Origin of the sequence: Streptomyces prunicolor, from assembly GCF_045162825.1 — a bacterium.
Taxonomy (GTDB): domain Bacteria; phylum Actinomycetota; class Actinomycetes; order Streptomycetales; family Streptomycetaceae; genus Streptomyces; species Streptomyces prunicolor.
Genome location: NZ_CP108676.1, coordinates 588,911 through 607,468 on the forward strand (window position 1 = coordinate 588,911; position 18,558 = coordinate 607,468).

15 protein-coding genes are annotated in these 18,558 nt (G+C 70.7%); 5 read left to right on the forward strand and 10 right to left on the reverse strand.

Features of this window, described 5'->3' with window-relative positions:
• Positions 1–7: 7 nt before the first annotated feature.
• The 4 genes from OG588_RS02655 to OG588_RS02670 are packed head-to-tail and all read right to left on the reverse strand — an operon-like array spanning position 8 to position 4,760.
• Positions 8–1,834, reverse strand: coding sequence for a sensor histidine kinase (locus OG588_RS02655; RefSeq protein ID WP_405945837.1), 1,827 nt, complete (start codon positions 1,832–1,834; stop codon positions 8–10).
• Positions 1,831–2,529, reverse strand: a complete 699-nt coding sequence (locus OG588_RS02660) for a response regulator (protein WP_405945838.1) — start codon at positions 2,527–2,529, stop codon at positions 1,831–1,833. The genes OG588_RS02655 and OG588_RS02660 overlap by 4 nt, the downstream gene beginning before the upstream one ends.
• A gap of 18 nt (positions 2,530–2,547) precedes the next feature.
• Positions 2,548–3,294, reverse strand: coding sequence for a L,D-transpeptidase family protein (locus OG588_RS02665; RefSeq protein ID WP_405945839.1), 747 nt, complete (start codon positions 3,292–3,294; stop codon positions 2,548–2,550).
• Between the two features lie 41 nt (positions 3,295–3,335).
• Positions 3,336–4,760 carry a M1 family metallopeptidase gene (locus OG588_RS02670; RefSeq protein WP_405945840.1) on the reverse strand — a complete coding sequence of 475 codons (1,425 nt, stop codon included), beginning with the start codon at positions 4,758–4,760 and terminating at the stop codon, positions 3,336–3,338.
• Positions 4,761–5,124: 364 nt separating this feature from the next.
• Here OG588_RS02670 and OG588_RS02675 point away from each other — a divergent pair, with 364 nt between their 5' ends.
• Positions 5,125–6,828 (forward strand): hypothetical protein, encoded by a 1,704-nt coding sequence (locus tag OG588_RS02675; RefSeq protein WP_405945841.1) that lies wholly within the window; start codon positions 5,125–5,127, stop codon positions 6,826–6,828.
• 13 nt (positions 6,829–6,841) lie between these two features.
• Here the strand turns inward: OG588_RS02675 and OG588_RS02680 are convergent, their stop codons facing one another.
• From OG588_RS02680 to OG588_RS02690, 3 genes are all read right to left on the reverse strand, one after another.
• Positions 6,842–9,355, reverse strand: coding sequence for an NB-ARC domain-containing protein (locus OG588_RS02680; RefSeq protein ID WP_405945842.1), 2,514 nt, complete (start codon positions 9,353–9,355; stop codon positions 6,842–6,844).
• 218 nt (positions 9,356–9,573) lie between these two features.
• Positions 9,574–9,882: a hypothetical protein gene (locus tag OG588_RS02685; protein ID WP_405945843.1), complete on the reverse strand. Its 309-nt coding sequence runs from the start codon at positions 9,880–9,882 to the stop codon at positions 9,574–9,576.
• A gap of 416 nt (positions 9,883–10,298) precedes the next feature.
• The gene (locus tag OG588_RS02690; RefSeq protein WP_405945844.1) at positions 10,299–10,778 is read right to left on the reverse strand and encodes an RrF2 family transcriptional regulator; all 480 of its coding nucleotides are present in this window, start codon (positions 10,776–10,778) and stop codon (positions 10,299–10,301) included.
• Between the two features lie 195 nt (positions 10,779–10,973).
• On the opposite strand from OG588_RS02690, the gene OG588_RS02695 reads away from it, so the two are divergent.
• Positions 10,974–11,450 (forward strand): nuclear transport factor 2 family protein, encoded by a 477-nt coding sequence (locus tag OG588_RS02695; protein ID WP_366094752.1) that lies wholly within the window; start codon positions 10,974–10,976, stop codon positions 11,448–11,450.
• A gap of 175 nt (positions 11,451–11,625) precedes the next feature.
• Complete coding sequence (locus OG588_RS02700; RefSeq protein WP_405945845.1) at positions 11,626–12,309, forward strand: NADPH-dependent F420 reductase; 684 nt, start codon at positions 11,626–11,628, stop codon at positions 12,307–12,309.
• A gap of 178 nt (positions 12,310–12,487) precedes the next feature.
• Here the strand turns inward: OG588_RS02700 and OG588_RS02705 are convergent, their stop codons facing one another.
• Positions 12,488–13,225: an SDR family oxidoreductase gene (locus tag OG588_RS02705; RefSeq protein WP_405945846.1), complete on the reverse strand. Its 738-nt coding sequence runs from the start codon at positions 13,223–13,225 to the stop codon at positions 12,488–12,490.
• A gap of 96 nt (positions 13,226–13,321) precedes the next feature.
• On the opposite strand from OG588_RS02705, the gene OG588_RS02710 reads away from it, so the two are divergent.
• On the forward strand, positions 13,322–14,185 hold the full coding sequence (locus OG588_RS02710) for a LysR family transcriptional regulator (protein WP_405945847.1): 864 nt from the start codon (positions 13,322–13,324) through the stop codon (positions 14,183–14,185).
• A gap of 139 nt (positions 14,186–14,324) precedes the next feature.
• Positions 14,325–14,942, forward strand: a complete 618-nt coding sequence (locus tag OG588_RS02715; protein ID WP_405945848.1) for a hypothetical protein — start codon at positions 14,325–14,327, stop codon at positions 14,940–14,942.
• Between the two features lie 129 nt (positions 14,943–15,071).
• Here OG588_RS02715 and OG588_RS02720 read toward each other — a convergent pair whose 3' ends face one another.
• Positions 15,072–16,307 carry an IS701 family transposase gene (locus OG588_RS02720; RefSeq protein WP_405945849.1) on the reverse strand — a complete coding sequence of 412 codons (1,236 nt, stop codon included), beginning with the start codon at positions 16,305–16,307 and terminating at the stop codon, positions 15,072–15,074.
• Between the two features lie 186 nt (positions 16,308–16,493).
• Entirely contained in the window at positions 16,494–18,464 is a 1,971-nt protein-coding gene (locus tag OG588_RS02725) for a potassium transporter Kup (protein ID WP_405945850.1), read from the reverse strand.
• Positions 18,465–18,558: the final 94 nt, after the last annotated feature.

The window sequence follows — 18,558 nt, forward strand, 5'->3', positions numbered from 1 at the left end:
GTTGCCGCTAATCCCCCTCCGGTGCCGCGGAGTTGGGCAGCCGCAACGTGAACACCGACCCCGCGCCGGGCTCGCTCGCCGCCTCGACCGTGCCGTCGTGCGCGGCGACCAGGTCTCGGACGATGGACAGGCCCAGGCCGCTGCCTCCCGTGCGGCGGCTGCGGGACTGGTCGGCGCGCCAGAAGCGTTCGAAGACGTGCTGGAGGTTCTCCGGCGCGATGCCGATTCCGGTGTCGGCGACGGTCAGGACGATGTCGTCGCCGTCGCGCCACGCGGTCACGGTGACGGTGCCGTCGGCAGGGGTGTGGCGCAGCGCGTTGGACACGAGGTTGCCGAGCACCTGGCGCATACGGACCGGATCCGCCTCCAGCCAGAGGGAGTTGTCCGTCCTGCCGGTGAGGGTGACCCCGGCCGCGTCGGCGGAGACGCGGTGGGCGGCGACGACCTGGTCGACGAGGTCCTCGACGCGCACCGGTTCGCGGTGCAGGCGCAGGGTGCCGGCGTCGGCGGCGGCGAGGTCCTGGAGGTCGTCGATGACGCGCTGGAGGACCATCGCCTCCTCGTGCAGGGAGCCGAGCAGCGCCGAGTCGGGTTCGACGAAGCCGTCCCGGGTGACCTCCAGCCAGCCGCGGATGTTGGTGAGGGGGCTGCGCAGTTCATGGGCGATGTCGCTGACCATGGCCTTGCGCTGGGCCTCCATGCGTTCCCGGCGTTCGGTGAGGTCGTTGAACGCCTCGGCCAGGATGCCGGTCTCGTCCCGGGTCTTCACCGGCACCCGGACGTGCAACTCCGGTGGCTGCTGGGCCGCTTCGGTCAGTGCGCGCAGGGGTCGTACGAGTCTGGTGGCGACGACGGCCGTCACCAGGACCGTGAGTGCCAGTACGGCCGCCGCCGCGCCGACGACCTTGGCCTTGTTCGCCGGGGAGACGTCGAAGCGGGGGGCGGTGGTGTCCCCGCCGCCCAGGAAGAGTTCGGCCACCGGCGCTACGTAGGGGTCGAGTTGGGCGCGGCGGGCGTTGTCGGTGCAGGCCTGCGCCTTGCGTATGTCGGCCGCGTCGCCCAACTTGTTGTACGCGCCCATGACGTAGCGGGACCCGAGGCTCTTGTCGGAGATGTCGACCCCGAAGTACGGGACCTTGAAGGTCAGGCCGCCCCGCACCAGGCAGGGCTGGGCGCTCACTATCAGGCTCTTCAACGCCTTGTTCTCGGTGGCGGTCGGGGTGTTGAGCTTCCCGTCGGCGCACGGCTCCGGCACAGAGTCATTGGCGTTGTTGCCGTTCGCGTCGGTGAGGACGGGACGTCCGCTCGGCGTCATCGTGATGGTCGTGTCGATTCCGCTCTGTCTGAAGCACGCCTGGCGGTCCTTGGCCAGCTTCGCCAGCCGGGCCCGCTCCTTCGCCGTCAGCCGGTACGGTCCGACGACCCGGGGGTCGAGACCGCTGAGCTGTGCGCCGGGTTCCGTGTAGGTGTCGGTGTGCAGGGGGTCGACGCTCGCGGCGGCGCGGGGCGGCAGGGAGGTGCCGTGCGGTGCGGAGTCGGCGATGAGGGCGCGGTCGGTGGTCGTGAGGGCGATGCGGCGGCCCATCTTCTTCGACAGTGCGCGGACGGTGGGCGCGACGCCCTTCCAGTCGGGGTGGGTCGCGGCGTATCCGCTGAGCTGCGCGAGGATGCGCATGTCGTCGGCGAGGTCCTGGCCCTGTTCCTCCCGGATGGCCCGGGTGGTGGTCTGCACCGCCAGCCAGGCCGTCGCGCCGACCGAGCAGAGCGCGATCAGCACGGTGGCGACCAGCAGCCGGACCAACAGCCGCTTGCGCAGCGGTATCCGGGGCCTCACGCGCGCCCGCCGCGCAGCTTGTAGCCGACGCCGAACACGGTCAGCAGCCGGACCGGGCGGCGCGGGTCGGCTTCGATCTTCTTGCGCAGGTTCATGATGTGGACGTCGACGGCCCGCTCCGTGGACGCCCGGTCCAGGCCTCGGGTGTACTGGAGCAACTGCCGCCGGGAGAAGACCCGTTCGGGCTCGGCGGTCATGGCGAGCAGGATCTCGAACTCGGCCGGTGTGCAGTCGACCGGCGCCCCGTCGCAGCGCACCTCGTGCCGTACCGCGTCCACGGACAGTCCCGCCGCCCGTACGACGGTGTCCTCCTGCCGGTCCTCGGTGGTCCGGCCGCTGCGCCGCAGGACCGTGCGGATGCGGGCCATCAGCTCGCGCGGGCTGTACGGCTTGGTCATGTAGTCGTCGGCGCCGAGTTCGAGGCCGAGCAGGATGTCGTCCTCGGTGGAGCGGGCGGTGAGCATCAGGACGGGGATGTCGTCGTCACCGCGCAGCACCCGGCACACCCCGAAGCCGTCGATCACCGGCAGCATGAGGTCGAGCACCACGAGGTCGGGTCTCAGTTTCCGGGCCGCCTCGATGGCGGCGGCCCCGTCGTGGACCACGGTCGCGGTGTGGCCTTCCGTCAGCAGGGAGCGTCGTATCAGCTCGGCCTGCATCTCGTCGTCCTCGGCGACCAGCACATGTGCGCACACCTGGCGGATCCTAAGCGGTCAGTGGTCGAGGGCGGCTGCGTCGCCCATGACGACGACGGGGTGCCGGGCCGGGTCCAGGGTGCGCAGGAGTTCCTTCATGTGGTCCTCGGCGATGCTGACGCAGCCGTGGGTGGGGCCGCCGTGGTCGACGTGGATCCAGATGCCGCCGCCGCGCGAGGCGCCGAGGGGGCGGGTCCAGTCGAGGGGTGAAGTGCCGGGCCGGCGGTTGTAGTTGATGGCGATCACGTAGTCGAAGGACCCGGCGAGGGGTTCGCCCTCGAAGCCGGTGCCGGGCGAGACGAAGCCCGACCCGTGGTCGTACGACAGCTTGGTGCCGGGGTCCTTGAGCAGTCCGCCCGCGTCGGTGAGCGAATAGACACCGATCGGCGAGCGCAGGTCACCGGCCATGTGGTGGTCGGACCAGCCCTTGAGCGCGTTGTGCGCCGCCCAACTGACGGTCTGCTCCCAGCCGTCGTCGGTGCGCTCGTACAGGGCGAGGGTGGAGAGGGGCGAGTCCTCGCCGCGGCCGGTGACCAGGACGACCTGTTCGGTGGTCGCCGGTATGCGGGCCAGCATCTTGGGCCCCACGCCCGGGAGTTGGCGGGGTGCCGCCTCTGCGGATATCTCCGACGAGGGCGACGGCGCGGACGAGGAGGCGGCAGGGGGAGCGGACGTGTGGTCCGTCGCCGCCAGGGCACCGCCGCCGCATCCCGTGAGGAGAACGGATGCGGCGACGAGTGCGACCGAGGGAATACGAGTGATCATGAGTCGACGATGACCGACACATGTGAGGAACTCGTCAGCTCCTACGGCTGGGTCGGCTTGCCTTTCGTGTAGAGCCAGGTGTGGAAGAGGGCATCCAGGCTTGTGCCCGATTTCCGCTCCGCCAGGCTGATGAACTGCGCCGTGGTTCCGTGGCCGTAGCGGTGTGCTCCCGCCCAGGCCCGAAGGATCGCGAAGAAGGTCTTGTCGCCCACGGCCAGGCGCAGTTCGTGCAGGGCCATGGCTCCGCGGGCGTACACGGGCGTGCCGAAGATGTTCGCGCCGCTGCCCGGGTCGCCGGGCGGGAACGCCCACAGGCCGTCGGTCGCCTTGCGGGCGTACAGGGCGTCGAAGGTCTGCTGGGCGGTCTTGCCGCCGTGCTGTTCGCTGTAGAGCCACTCCGCGTAGGTCGCGAAGCCCTCGTTGAGCCAGATGTCCTTCCAGGAGGTCAGCGACACGGAGTCGCCGAACCACTGGTGGGCGTTCTCGTGCACGAGGGTGCTGAGGTCCGGCGCCGAGTCGTAGATCGGCCGCCCCTGCGTCTCCAGGGCGTATCCGACGTCCGGGGCGTGGTCGACGATCGACCCGGCCGAACGGAACGGGTACGGCCCGAACAGCTTGCTCTCCCACTCCAGGACGGAGGGCAGCTTCTTCAACACGGGCGCGGCGGCGGCCACTTCACGGGGGTCGACGGCGTTGTACACCTTGATCCCGTCGCGGGTGGTGTACTGCTCCACCTTGAACTTCCCGACCGTCGCCGTCGCCAGATAGGCGGCCATCGGCTCCGGCGCGTGCCAGCGGAACGTGGTCTTCCCGTGCGCCGTCTTCTCCCCGAGGAGAACGCCGTTGGCGACCGCGGTGCGCCCCTGCGGGACCGTGATCGTGAAGTCGTACGACGACTTGTCCTTGGGGTGGCTGTTCGCCGGGAACCACGTCATCGCGCCCTGCGGCTCACCGGCCACGAAGGCGCCGTCGTCGGTGGCGATCCAGCCGTCCGCCGAGCCGTCCGGGTCGGTGACCTGCTCGGGGACGCCGTTGTAGGTGACGGTGACCTGGAACTTCTGTCCCTTGCGGACGGCCCGGCGCGGGGTGACGACGAGTTCCTGTCCGTCGCGGCGGTAGTCGGCCTTGGCGTGGTCGACGGTGAGGCCGGTGACCTTGAGGCCCTTGAAGTCGAGGTCGAAGCGGGTGAGCTTCTCGGTGGCGCGGGCGGTGAGGACCGCCTTGCCGTCCAGATGGCGACTGGTCGGGTCGTAGCGGAGCGTCAGGTCGTAGTGGGCGACGTGGTAGCCGCCGTTCCCGGAGAGCGGGAAGTACGGGTCGCCGACGCCGGCCGAGCCGATCGTCGTGGCGCCGGCGGGTGCGGCGGCCGCGAGCAGGGCCGTGAGGGCGACGGGGACGGTGGCGACGACGGCGCTGCGGCGGAGGACAGCGGTGCGTCTTGTGGACTGCCGTCTGAGGTGCGTCACATGCGCTCCTAGGGGTGAGGGGGTGATCATCCGTCTCAGAGACTAGGCCGCCCCCTGCCTCGGAATCCCTCTTGTTGAAGCAAACTTGTCGGGCGAGGCCGCCGAGCTTCGGTACGGACCGCCGCCGTAGTTAACCTGTATTCGTTCGCGACCGACGAGACCGTCCCGAAGCGAACCGTCCCGAAGCGAAAGGTGGAAACGCGGCTTGAGGTGTGATAGGTGACCGTTACCGCAAGCCGCAAGCCGCAAGCCGCAAGCCGCAAGCCGCAAGCCGCAAGCCGCAAGCCGCAAGCCGCAAGCCGCAAGCCGCAAGCCGCAAGCCGCAAGCTGATCGGTGTCGGGGAGCCGGCCGAGGGGCGATGCCATGATCGGTAGGGCACCACTCCGTGTGCCGGTGGGGCAGGACGCCCATCGGTGGAGCACCTTTCCCGGCGAGCGAACCCTCGTGGTGGCCGCCCGCACGGTCACGTCGACCGTCCGTGTCCTCGAAGCGCTCCCGGCACTGCTGCGCGGCGACCACCGTGTCACCGTCGTCTTCGCGCACGACCCGACCTCGGCCTTCGACTCCGGTGTCCTGGGTCTCCTGCACGATGCCGGGTGCCGTGTGCTGCCCTGGGAGCAGTTGGACGACATCGCTCCGGATCTCATCCTCTCCGCGAGCGAGAACATCGACGTACCGGAGGGCGACTGTCCGGTCCTCGTGCTGCCGCACGGCGTGGGGTTCCAGAAGTTCGTGCCCGACTCGCGCGGTCCGGGTGAGCGGTTGTCCGGTGTCGTCCCGGACGCGCTGCTCGAATCGGGCCGCGCTTGGCTGGCCATCTCGCATCCCTCGCAGGAGGAACAACTCCTCGCCACCCACCCGAAGATCGCCGGGCGCACCCTCCTGGTGGGCGATCCGTGTTTCGACGAACTGACGAACAGCGCGCCACTGAGATCGGCCTACCGGGAAGCACTGGGCGTCGCGGAACACCAGCGACTGGTCATGGTCAGCTCCACCTGGGGACCGACCTCCCTGCTGGGCACCCAGCCGGACCTTCCCGCCCGCCTCCTCACCCAACTCCCCTACGACAGCTACCGAGTCGGCGCGATCGTCCACCCCAACGTCTGGGCCGCGCACGGCTCTTGGACGCTCCGCACCCTTCAGGCGGCGGCCCTGGACGCGGGGCTGCTGCTGATGCCCGCGGTGCACGCCTGGCGCCCCGCCCTCGTCGCGGCCGACGTCGTCATCGGCGACCACGGGTCGGTCAGCCTGTACGGCGCGGCCCTGGGCACCCCGCTGCTGCTCGCCGCGTTCGGTGCCGACGCCGTTCCGGGTACGGCCGCTCACGCGCTGGGGGACCTGGCGCCCCGGCTGGACGCGCGCGGAGACCTGCGCACCCGGATCGAGGACGTCGTACGGGAGCACGAGCCGGAGCGCTACGCGGAGGTCACCGCACGGGCCTTCGCCGAACCGGGCCACGCGCCGGCCCGGTTGCGCACCGCCCTGTACCGCCTGCTCGGGCTGACGGAGCCCGCCTCGGAACCGCCGTATCCGCTCGCCGTGCCCCGCCCCGAGCCGGCCACCACGCCCGTCACCGCGTGGCGGGTGACCACCGACGTCCACGACGAGGACGGCGGGCCGACCGTCACCGTGACGCGCGTCCCGGCGGCCGTCGCCGGAGGCGGCGGTTCGGTGGTCGACGACTCCACGTCCTTCTCCCATCTCATGTGCACGGACGACGAACGCGACGGTCGGGTGTCCGCGAGTGCCTCGGTCATCGTCCGGCGCGGGGCCGAATCGACGACGCCGGGTGCGCTGCGCTGGGTTCGGGAGACGCTCGACCGGCTGCCCGGCAGTCTCCTGGCCGTGTCGGACGTACACGGGCGGACCTGCCTGGCGGGGTTCCGGGACGGACCGGTCGTGGAGGCGTCCGGCACCGGGGCACTCGGTGATCCGCAGCTTCTGGCCGCTGTCGTCTACGCCTGCTTCCGCGCGGGTCTCCCGCTGGACGACCGCGCGGTGACGGTACGGACGGGCGACCGGCCGGCCGAGGATGTCGTCCTGCGGGTCCGGCCGGACGCCCGGTGAAGGACCGCGCGCCTCAGTCGTCGGCGTCCAACTCCGCGATTCGGCGCCGCAGTTCCTCCGCCGCCGGGCTGCCCTCGCCGTCGTGGATCGCGAGCGCCTCGGTGAGGAAGCCGCGCACCACGTCCTTGTCGGCGCCGGTCCGCCGCGCGATGTCGGCGAGCCGCATCAGGGGGTCGGCCGCGTAGTGCAGCGCATCGCGCTCCCGCAGGATCGCGACCGCCTCCCGCAGCTCGCGGTCCGCCGCCGCGGTGTCGCCGAGACGATCGTGTACGGCTCCGATGGCGGCCAGCGCCCGGGCCGCCATCCGTACGTCCGGTTCCGCGTCGGCCAGCAGGGCGTCATGGGCCCGGTGCAGAGCGGTCAGCGCCTCGACGTCGTCGCCGCGGGCGTCCAGCGCGCAGCCGAGGAAGAACGCGGCGATCGCCGCGCCGCGGGTCTGTCCGGCCTGTTCGTTCAGAGCGAGGGAGCGTTCGTAGACGGCGACCGCGCTCTCGGGGTCGTACCTGTCGAGATAGCGGCCCTGGAACTCCAGTACCGAGGCGATGAGTTGGATGTCTCCGGCGGTTTCGGCGGCGGTGACGGCCGACTCCAGGGCGATGCGCGCCTCCTCGCGCCGGCCCAGGTCCAGGAGCGGACGGGAGAGCAGGCTGCGCAGCCGTGCCTCGGCGGCCGTGGCCTCGGTGATCTCGCCCGCTGTGGTGGCCGAGCGGGCCACGGCGACGGCCCCCGCCACGCCCAGCTCCAGGGACTCCCGCCACGCGTCGAGGTAGCGGCGGTTGAGGAACAGGGCCGTGAACGCCTCGGCCAACGGCCAGACCAGGGAGTTCCAGCCATGCCGGGAGGCGGCGCGCAGGACGCCCAGGATCGCGGCGCGTTCGGTGTCCAGCCAGCCGAGCGGGGACGGGCCGCCGACGGCGGCGAAGGGGTCGGTGACGTCGGCGAGCAGCGCGCTCAGGTCGGCGATCCGTAGCCGGTTCCTCTTGATCGCCCGGTCGGCGAGCGCGGCCAGTACGAGGTAGTGCGTGGCCACCCGCCCGACCAGTGCCGTTTCCTCGGTTGCGGGTTCTTCGTCCGTGGCCCGCTCACGCGCGTGCAGTCGGATCAGGTCGTGCATCGCGTACCGCTTGTCCGCCCTGCGCTCCACGAGGCTCGCGCTCGCGAGCACCCCGAGGAGCCGCTTCGCCTCCCGGACGTCGATGTCGGCGGCGACCGCGGCCACCCCTACGTCGAACAGTCCGGTCGGCAGCCACCCGAGCAGGCGGTGGAGCCGTGCCGCGTCGGGTGGCAGCAGTCGGTAGGAAGGTCCCAGGGCGGCGGACACGGAGAGCTCCTCGGCGGGCAGCGACAGTCCGGCCAACCGGTCCGTCTCGTCGGACAGTTCCTCCACCAGCTCGGCCACGGTCAGACCGTCCTCGGTCACCAGCCGGGCCGCCACGATCCGCAGGGCGACGGGCAGGCCGCCGCACAGGCCCACCAGGCGTTCGGCGCCCGCGCGGTCGGCGGCCACGGTGCCCGGTGGGCAGAAGTCGTCGAGCAGGGCCAGGCCGCCGTGCGCGTCGAGCGGTTTGAGGGCGATCAGCTGCGCGCCGTCCCTGACCGCGAGTTCGCCGAGTTTCGCGTGGGTGGTGACCAGCACCCCGCTGCCGGGTCCCTTCGGGATGAGCGCGCGCACGTGTGCGGGTTCGGCGACGTCGTCGAGGACGAGCAGGATACGGAGGTCGGTGGTGCAGGACCGGAACAGGTTGCGGCGGGCCTCGACCGTCTGCGGCATGGCGTCCTTGCCGACGCCGAGCGAGCCCAGGCAGGTGGCCAGCGCCTCGGAGACGTCCGAGACGGCGGCGGGCGCGGACCCCGACTGGTCACGCAGCGCGGCGAAGTCCACGTACAACTGGCCGTCCGGGTAGTCCTCTTGGACCAACTCCGCGAACCGATGGGCCGTCGCGGACTTCCCTACGCCGGAGACCCCCGCGACCACCCCGAGATCGACGGTTCCGGAACCGGCCCGCCCTGCGGTGAACACGGCGCGGAGCCGGTCGAGATCGCTGTGTCTGTTGACGAACTCATAGGTCAGGGCGGGTACTTGGTTCGGCCGGACCCGCACGCCCGGCGGCGGTGGTGCCGGAACCTCGAAGGTGACGTTGCCGGTGATGTGCGCGCCCTGGAGAGCGGGGCCGTGGTATACACATCCGCTGACCGAACTGACGTATGTGACCGGTGTGTCCGGTGCGAGTTCGGTGATCAGCCGGGCCAGTTCCCGTGCGGTGTCCGGGTCGTCCCGCAGGGTGTCCAGCAGTCGGTCGCGCAGTCGCTCCCCCACCCGCTCGGCGGCACGCTCGTCCCCGTCCGCACGGGCCCGCGTCAACTCGTCGCTCGCCGCCTGGAGTTCACCCTGTGGGTCCTGATCCGTACCGCGCCGCCGGAGCAACCGGGCGATTCTCAGCTTGGCCTGCTCCCACGACTCCGACACCATCAGCCCGGTCAGAGCCGTCACCGCCGTCGTCACGAACGCGGTCAACTCGGCGTCCACGGAACCCCCTTCGTGCCCAATGCCCCCGTGGGGCGACCGGTCCCACCGTAAGGAGATCTTGGCCGTTTGCACAGTCGAACTCGCCCGTATGGAGGCGGCCTTCCTTCCGGCAACCGGTGTGTCTACGTGTGCAGGGCCTTCTCCAGGCCGTCGATCACGGATGTTGTTGGCGGGGGAATCGTCGTTGTTCGTGTGTCGAAGCCGCCCTGGATCACGTCCTAGTGGCCGTCGGCCAGTTGCGAGCCGTGGATCTTGCGTACCGCCGCGATCCGGTCCTCGTACTTCCGCTTCAGCGCGGCCAGTTGGGCCGTCCGGTTCACGAACCGGACGGTCGCGTCCGGGTGTGCGGGCACGGACACCGTGCCGTGTGCGGTGGCGACCGTCCGGGTCGCGGCCGTTCCGCCGGACGAGGTGAAGGTGGAGGAAGAGGAGCCGCAGACTGCCAGGGTCAGCGCCATCGCGGTGGCGGCCACGGCGGTCAGCGGTCGGCGCGGGCGCGATGCCTTGGACTGTGGCGAGTTGGGCATGGGTGACCCAAAGTCGGTCGTGAGGAAGGGCGTTGGAGGAGGCCCGCGAGAGTGGAGACGGTACGACCGGTGGGCCGGGGCTGCGGACGAGACGGCGGCACAGTTGCGACGCCCGGCTGTGGGCCGCCAACCGCAGCGACCACCTGTGAGCCACTCCGCGCGAGAGCTCCAGGGGCGACGAGCCCGGCTCCAGGTCGTGTCCGCAAAGTCCCGTGGTCTGCCCGAAGGGCGGAACCCGCAGCGTCCGGTGCGCGCCCTGGGGTCCCCCGGCCCGAGGTTGGCGGAGTGCCGGGCGAAAGTCGTCGTACTGGACGTACTTGGGCTTTCGCCCGGTGCGGCGAGTGGGGGCACCGGCCTTGAGACAGTAGGAGCACGGCCCAGGAGTCGCGGGACAGGCGGGACTCTGCGGACACGGCCTAGCGGCCGGGCGCGGACAACTGCCTTTCCGGGGCCGGAGTTTCGCCGACCCGGTCGATGGCGCGCAACTCGTCGAGGCTGTCGGCGAGGGTGCGTCCCGCCAGCGCGGCGAGGACGGCCGCCTCGGTCTCGTCGGTGAGCCTGAGGAAGTACTCGGCCGAGTGGTTGGTGACCAGGCACTCCCGGGGCCCCTCCGGCCGGGGGGCCCACAGCGGCTTGTCGCCGATGGCCGAGCGGTAGATCTCCTCCAGCGTGATCCGGTCCGCCGGCCGGCCGAGGCGGACACCCCCGCTGCGGCCCTTGATGGACGTGACCAGAGAGTCCTGCACCAGCGGGACCATCAGCTTGCGCACCAGGCTCGGGTTCGTGTCCAGACTCCTGGCGAGCTGGGTCGAGCTGAGGACGGGACTGCCCTGCTCCTCGGCATGACCCAGCAGGAGCATGGCCTTCAGCGCGCTGGAGAACCTCACGTCCAGCATGCTCGTACCTCTTTCTTCCGCCGCTCGGTCCGGGTGACTCCCGACGCCTCCATATTAGCAACTCTTACAGTTGCACTTCCGCTCAAGGATATGTACTTTTCACTCATGCAGATTGCGGCCGTCCGAGGCACCTGCCCGTCTGCCGCACCAGCCCGGAAACCGACGGGCACACCACACGGAGAACCGGAGAACGCCATGAGCACCGAGACCGAGATCAGGCAGATCGTTTCCCGATACACCCGGGCCGCGGACCAGCGCGACGGCGAGGCGTTGGCACAGCTGTACGAGGCCGACGCGGTCGTCGAGGTCCACTACCACCGCGGCCCCGACGGGACGGAGCTGCTGGGCAAGCTCTCCGGCGGAGCGCAGATCGCGGCGGCCATGTCCACGGCCATGGCACCTCACCCGCCCCTGGGCTGGAGCCACCACACCACCTACGACCACCTGGTCTCCGTCGACGGCGACGAGGCCAGCATCGACACCCAGTTCATCACCTTCGACGTCGTCGGAATCAAGAAGCCCGAGGGCGGGTGGCCCGCCGGCACCTTCGGCGCCCAGGGCACCATCAAGCCGATCGAGTCCGGGTACTACCGCTTCTCCTTCCGCCGCACCGACGGCGTCTGGCGCATCAGCCACCAGGACGTCATCCACGACATTCCCTACGTCTACTGAGCGCCACGTCCTGCGACCAACCCCGCGGCGGCCGTCCGGCGTTCACCGGCCGGCCGCCGTCCCGCAGCCGCACAAACAAAGGCTCCGCCCACAAGGGCGGAGCAGGGCCTGCCCGACCCGACGGCTCCCCAGCGGCTCCACAACAACGGCACCCGACCAGGAGGCAGTCCCAGACATGGCGACACTTGGACTCATCGGCAGCGGCAACATCGGCAGCACGCTCGCCCGGCTGGCGGTCGGCGCCGGCCTGGACGTCGTACTCAGCAACTCCCGGGGGCCGCAGACGCTTTCCGGCCTCGTGGACGAACTGGGGCCGCGCGCCCGTGCGGCAACTCCCGTACAGGCGGCGGCAGATGGGGACTGGGTCGTCGTGACGATCCCCGTCGGCGCCGTAGGGGCGGTTCCCCGGGAGCCCCTCGCCGGCAAGACGGTCATCGACACCGGCAACTACTTCGCCCCGCGTGACGGCACCATCCCGGAACTCGAGGCACGGGAGCTCACCGACAGCGAACTGCTCCAGCGGCACCTGGCCGGGGCGCACGTCGTGAAGGCGTTCAACAACATCAACCACCAACACCTCGGGGCGTTGCCGCGCCCCGTCGACGCGGCCGACCGCACCTCCCTGCCGATCGCCGGCGACGACCCGGGCGCGAAGAAGCACGCCGCCGAGTTGCTTTCGCTGCTCGGATTCGACGCCGTGGACATGGGACCGCTCACTGAAGGCTGGCGCTCGCAGGTGGGCGCTCCGGTGTTCTGCGCGCCGTACTCGGTGACCAAGGACGACCGGTACAGGAACCAGCCGGCCGCTCCCGCCTCCGCCGCCGAGATCCGCGCGGCACTGGCGGCAGCACGCCGCTGAGCCACGAACGCCTGCCGAGCAGCGGTACTTGTGCTCACGACGGCTACTTACGCGTAGCCCTTTACGTGGTTTCCCCGAAGTCCCCGCCCGCCGGCACAGGGGCAGCGGACGCCTGACTCGGCCACGAGGGGCCACGCGCGAGTGAGGTCGGGCCCCGGAGTCGCCCGCAGGTGGCGGGCTACCAGGGAATGGCCCCGTCGTCCTCGAAGAACGAACCGGTCGGGCCGTCGTCGGGCAGGGTGGCGAGGCGGATCGCGGTGGCCGCGCCCTGCTCGGGGGTGCGGGGTCCGTGGAAGCCGGTGAAGTCGGTCGCGACCAGGCCCGGGCAGGCGGCGTTGATCAGGACGTTCGTGTCGGCCAACTGGCGGGCGTACTGCACCGTGACGGCGTTGAGGAACGTCTTCGACGGGGAGTAGGCCGCCATCACGGGGCCGATGTCGATGTCCGGGTCCGCCTGCCGGGTCAGGGAGGCGACGGCGCTGGAGATGTTGACGATGCGGGGCGAGGCCGAGCGCCGCAGGAGCGGCAGCATCGCGTTGGTCACCCGGATGACACCGATGACGTTGGTCTCCACGACCGTGCGGACCAGGTCGAGGGCGAGTGTGGTCGGGTCCTGGATCCATCCCGGGCCCATGTCTCCTGAGATACCGGCGTTGTTGACCAGGACGTCCAGACGCCCGGCCTGCCGTTCGACCAGTTCCGCGGCAGCGGTGACGCTCCGGTCTCCGGTCACGTCCAGCGGCACCCCGAACGCGTCCACCCCGGCGGCACGCAGCTTCTCCACGGCGCTCTCGCGCCTGGCCTCGTCGCGGGCTCCCACGCCCACGCGGTACCCGAGTGCGCCCAGCCCGGCCGCGATCTCGTATCCGATTCCCTTGTTCGCGCCGGTCACCAGCGCGGTCTTCGTTTCGCTCATGCCGTTGATGGTCACTCGCGGACGAGCGGCGCGGCCAACACCGATACGGTGCCCTGTCATACCCGGTGGGTATCACCCGGCAGATACGCTGTGGCCATGGACGCCCTGGAGACCCGCGAGTTGAGGTACTTCGTGGCCGTGGCCGAGGAACTCCACTTCGGCCGCGCCGCCGAGCGTCTCGGCATGGCCCAACCACCGCTGTCCCGGGCGATCCAGCAGCTCGAACGGCGCCTCGGCGTCCGCCTGTTGGAACGCAACCGCCGCGGAGTCGCCCTGACCGGCGCCGGAGAGGTGCTGCTGCACGAGGGCCGTGCGGCCCTCGACGCGAGCGCCGCCGCGGCTCGCCGCGCCCGTCGCGCCGGTGGCGCCGACCGTCCGGGCGGCCCCCGCGACCGCCTGGTGCTGGCGGTGAAGGCCGCCGCCTCCCACGAACTGCTGCGGAAGCTTCTCGACGCCTACATGTCCGAGCCCGGCGCCGCCGAGATCGAGGTGCTGCCGTGCGGCATGTGCGAGCAGCCGGAGTTGCTGCGCGACGGCCGCGCCGATGTGGCGCTCATGCACGCGCCGTACAACTCCCTCGCCGGGTTCGACACCGAGGCACTGATGTCGGAGGGACAGATAGCCGTCCTGCCCGCCGGGCACCCGCTCGCCGCACGCAGGACGTTGACCCTGGCCGACGTCAGCGACATCCCCGATCTTCCACCCGCCCGCTGGCCCAACGAGGGCATGTACCCACCCGGCCCGGGCCCCGAGATCCACGACCAGACACAACTGGCCCAGCTCATCGCCCTCGGACGCACCATGGCCGTCTTCCCCGAATCCGCCCGCTCCTGGCTCTGGGCCGGGCACACCGCCGTACCCCTCACCGACGCACCCCCTGTCGTCACCCACATCGCCTGGCCCGCACACAGCCGCTCCCTCGCCCTCGCCGGGCTGATCCGCACCGCCGTACGGCTATGACCTTCGGGGTGTCGCCGTAGCCGTCGATACGGGCGCAGGTGCGGACGAAGCCGTACGACTGGACTATTCGAGCGCGTTCGAATTCATTGCGAGCCCGCAGCCCGTCCCGAAATCTGTCGGTGCAGGGGAAGAGCCGGCCGTGGCCGACGCGATGGTGGAACAGGCTCAGAGATTCACCCACAGCTACGACGGCGACCAGATCAACGGCGATCACACGGAACGCGTCACCGCATCCGTCGCCAGCCGCACCACCGGCCTCGGGACCGATCATGACCATGAGGAGACACACGTGAGGAACACCGCGAAATCGTTGGCCGCAGCGTTAGCCGTCATGGCGGCGGCCGTCGCCACGGCCCTGGGCGTCACCGCCGCCCCGGCCTCCGCCGCCCCGGCCGGGGCGCAGTACGACACGGCCTGCAACGTCACCTACTCCTACATCTCGGCCGGCTCCCACCACGGCGCCGGCGAGGTGAACTACTGCCGGCTGTGGGGCGGCAGCATCGGCGTGCGTTCGGCACCCGGGTCCAGCACCCTTGTGGGCACCGTCAACAGCGCCAACATCAACTGGTTCCGGGGCGACGTACTGAGTCACACGTTCTGCTCCGGCAGCTACTGCAACGACGCCTGGGCCTTCACCGAGGCGGACAACGGCAACTGGGGCTGGGTGCCGGAGGTGTACTTCTCCAGCTCCAACACCACCTGGGACCCGAACCTCCGCGCCTGCGGCTCCGATCCGACTCTCTGCGCACCGTTCTAGTAGTGCTTCGTTAGGTTGTGGGCTGTCTGCGGCTGCTCCGGGGGCTGGGCAGGGGGCGTCCGCAGGTGGTGCAGGTACCGGTCCAGCACCTCAGCAGGTCCTGGAGAACGTCGAGGACCTGGTAGAGCGTCAGGCCGGTGTGCGGACTTTTGGGTCGAGCCGCCGGAGGGTGAGGAAGGCCTGAGCGGCGGTGACAAGGGTGACGTGGTGGTGCCAGCCGCGCCAGGTGCGGCCTTCGAAGTGGTCCAGCCCGAGGCCGTGCTTGAGCTCGCGGTAATCGTGCTCGATCCGCCAGCGCATCTTGGCCCACCGCACCAGGTCGGCGGCCGGTGTGGTGGCGGGCAGGTCCGATATCCAGTAATCCGTCGGAGTGTCCTGGCCGTCCGGCCATTCGACGAGGAGCGTCCGGACGGGCAGGACACCGTCCCAGCGGGTGCGGCCGCCGCCCGCCTCCTGAGCTGCGGCCAGGGACTGCTTGCCCGCGGGCCGCACTGTCAGCACCGCGAACCGTGAGGTCATCGTGCCTTTGCTGCCCTGCCTCCAGGTCACCTCGGTGAAGCGCTGCGCACCCGCCTGCGCTGCGAGGACGCAGACGGCTCGCGGTGGGGTGCGGTAGCGGGGAAGGGTGGGCGGCCCGAGCCCGCCGTAAGCGGGCTGGTGCGGCTCCACATCCTCCGGGTGGGCGACTTCCTTCCCGTTCAGGGCCAGGACATAGGACAGCCCTCGCTCCTGGAGACCGAGCCGGAACGGGGTGCTGACGCCGTAGCCGGCATCAGCGACCACGACCGGCGCCTTCAACTGCCAGTCCGCGAGTGTGTCCAGGAGGCCGAGCGCGAGACGCCACTTCTCCCGGTGCACCACGTCGTCGGGGACTCCTGCCCTGCGGCACCGGTCGGGCTCGTCCGTCCACTCACGCGGCAAGTACAACTGCCACTCCAACGGGCACGAGGCGGTGTCGGTGGCGGCATGGACACTGACCGCGACCTGGCAGTTCGCCCGTTTGCCGACCGCTCCGCAGTACTGGCGGGCCACCCCGGCCGACGCTGTGCCGCACTTGGGGAACGACACGTCGTCGATCACCCACACCTCGGGCCTGACAACTGCGGACAGCCGCTCGGCGATCCGCTGCCTGACCGGCAGCGGATCCCACGGCGACTGGTTCACGAACTGCTGCAGGGCCTGCATGTTCCCGTCCGGCAGACGCCCGGCCATCGGCTGGATCGACTTGCGCCGACCGTCCAGCATCAGCCCCCGCAGATAACACTCGCCCCACCGCCGCTGATCCCGCCGCGGCAACGACCCGAACACCTCGCCAACGAACTCCGCCAACTCACCCCGGAGCCGCTCCACTTCCCCCAACCTCACTCCGGGAAGCTGCCCACGATCAGCCAAGATCACCCAACGTAACGAAGCACTACTAGAACCCGCCCGACGGAACCGGACACCAGCGGCAAAGGCCGCGGCGCATCGGCGCCGCGGCCTTTCCGGACGGACGGTGACCGTACACCGCGACCGCACCGCGTCCGCCTCGACGACATGCGTCAGGCGCCTCTACACCTCGATGTGCCACCCCATGATGATCGTCCGGTCGCGCGGCAGGCCGAAGTGCTCGGCGGCGTCGGCCGTGATGTGGGAGGTGGCGATGAACAGCCGTTTCCGCCAGGGAGCCATCGTCGGTGCCGGACCGCGCCGGAGCTCGATCGTCGACAGGAAGTAGGACGCCTGGTCGAGCAGCAACGGGCCCTCGGTGTCGGCCGGGTCGAGCATCGCCAGCGTGCCGGGCACGTCCGGTGTCTCCATGTAGCCGAACCGCGCGGTGACGTGGACGATCCCGTCGTCGGCGTACCCGAGGCCGTCGACGACGATCCGCCGGTCGGCCGGTACGCGGGGCACCGGCTCGGTCTCGATGGAGAGGATCACGACCTGCTCGTGCCGCACATGGTTGTGTTCCACGTTGGCCCGCATGGCGAGCGGCGCCGTCTGCTTGCCCCGGTTGAGGAACACCGCCGTGCCCGGGACCTGGAGCACCGGCCGCTCCCCGCTGCGGAGTTCGTCGACGAACTCGCGCAACGAGCCCTCGTGGTCCGCTCGTTCGGCGGTGACGACCTCACGGCCGCGCTGCCAGGTCGTCATGACGGTGAACGCGGTGAGACCGATCAGCAGCGGCAGCCACGCGCCGTGCACGAGCTTGGTCAGGTTGGCCGCCACGAACAGCAGGTCGACGCAGAGCAGCAGGGTCGCGCCGGTCGCGATCAGCCACACCGGGGTGCCCCATTTCGCGCGGGCGACGTAGAAGAACAGCAGCGTGGTGATGGTGATGGTGCCGGTGACCGCCATGCCGAACGCGAAGGCCAGCGCGGCGGAGCTGCGGAACGCGAAGACCAGGGTGAGGACCGAGACCATCAGCAGCCAGTTGATCCAGGGGACGTAGATCTGGCCGATGGTGGACTCGGAGGTGTGCGCGATCCGCAGCCTCGGGAGGTAGCCGAGCTGGGCCGCCTGGGAGGCGACCGAGTACGCGCCGGTGATCACGGCCTGCGAGGCGATCACTGTGGCCGCCGTGGCCAGCAGGACCATCGGCCACCGTCCCCAGTGGGGCACGAGCAGGAAGAACGGGCTGCTGATGTTGGCCGGGTCGTCGAGGATCAGCGCGCCCTGGCCGAAGTAGCTCAGGACGCAGGCGGGGAAGACGAGGAACAGCCAGCCGCGCGTGATGGCCCGGCGGCCGAAGTGCCCCATGTCCGCGTAGAGCGCCTCCGCGCCGGTGACCGCGAGCACGACCGCGGCGAGCGCGAAGAAGGCGGTGCCGAAGTGGCCGAAGAGGAAGCCCAGCGCGTAACTCGGCCACAGCGCCCGGAGGATGGCCGGGTGATCGGCGATCCCTACGACGCCGCACGCGCCGATGGACACGAACCAGAGGATCATGACCGGCCCGAACACCCGGCCCACGGCCGCGGTCCCCCGGCGCTGCACCAGGAACAGCAGCACGATGATCACCGCGGTGACGGGCACGACCGCGTCGTCCAGCGACGGTTCGACGACCTTGAGCCCCTCGACCGCGGACAGCACCGAGATCGCCGGGGTGATCATGCTGTCGCCGAAGAACAGCGACGCGCCGAAGATGCCCAGCGCGGTCAGCACGACGGCGGCCCGTCCACCTCCCTGCGAACTCCACCGCCGCACCAGGGTGATCAGCGCCATGATGCCGCCCTCGCCCTCGTTGTCGGCGCGCATCGCCAGCAGCACATAGGTGACCGTGACGATGACCATCACCGACCAGAAAACCAGGGACACCACCCCGTACACGTTCTGCGTGCTGACCGGCACCGGGTGCGGATCGCTCGGGCTGAACACGGTCTGGAGGGTGTAGATCGGGCTGGTCCCGATGTCACCGAAGACCACGCCCAGCGCACCGATGACGACCGCGAGCCGTACCGCGTCCCGCGCGCTCGCGGGACGGGCCTCCGGCGGCCCCGACCCGGCTGCCCCCTCCGCCGCTGCCCCGTCCCGACCGTCGGCCATGGTGTTCCTCCTCCTCGCGGACCGCGATGCCGCGGGCCCGGTGCATCGGGGCGGACACTACCCATGCACCTGCCGCTACCCATGCACCGGCACG

Excerpts from the sequence above, each read along its gene's own strand:
- OG588_RS02665 (WP_405945839.1), bottom strand. The coding sequence starts at position 3,294 with ATGATCACTCGTATTCCCTCGGTCGCACTCGTCGCCGCATCCGTTCTC.
- OG588_RS02675 (WP_405945841.1), top strand. The coding sequence starts at position 5,125 with ATGATCGGTAGGGCACCACTCCGTGTGCCGGTGGGGCAGGACGCCCAT.
- OG588_RS02685 (WP_405945843.1), bottom strand. The coding sequence starts at position 9,882 with ATGCCCAACTCGCCACAGTCCAAGGCATCGCGCCCGCGCCGACCGCTG.
- OG588_RS02690 (WP_405945844.1), bottom strand. The coding sequence starts at position 10,778 with ATGCTGGACGTGAGGTTCTCCAGCGCGCTGAAGGCCATGCTCCTGCTG.
- OG588_RS02695 (WP_366094752.1), top strand. The coding sequence starts at position 10,974 with ATGAGCACCGAGACCGAGATCAGGCAGATCGTTTCCCGATACACCCGG.
- OG588_RS02700 (WP_405945845.1), top strand. The coding sequence starts at position 11,626 with ATGGCGACACTTGGACTCATCGGCAGCGGCAACATCGGCAGCACGCTC.
- OG588_RS02705 (WP_405945846.1), bottom strand. The coding sequence starts at position 13,225 with ATGAGCGAAACGAAGACCGCGCTGGTGACCGGCGCGAACAAGGGAATC.
- OG588_RS02710 (WP_405945847.1), top strand. The coding sequence starts at position 13,322 with ATGGACGCCCTGGAGACCCGCGAGTTGAGGTACTTCGTGGCCGTGGCC.
- OG588_RS02725 (WP_405945850.1), bottom strand. The coding sequence starts at position 18,464 with ATGGCCGACGGTCGGGACGGGGCAGCGGCGGAGGGGGCAGCCGGGTCG.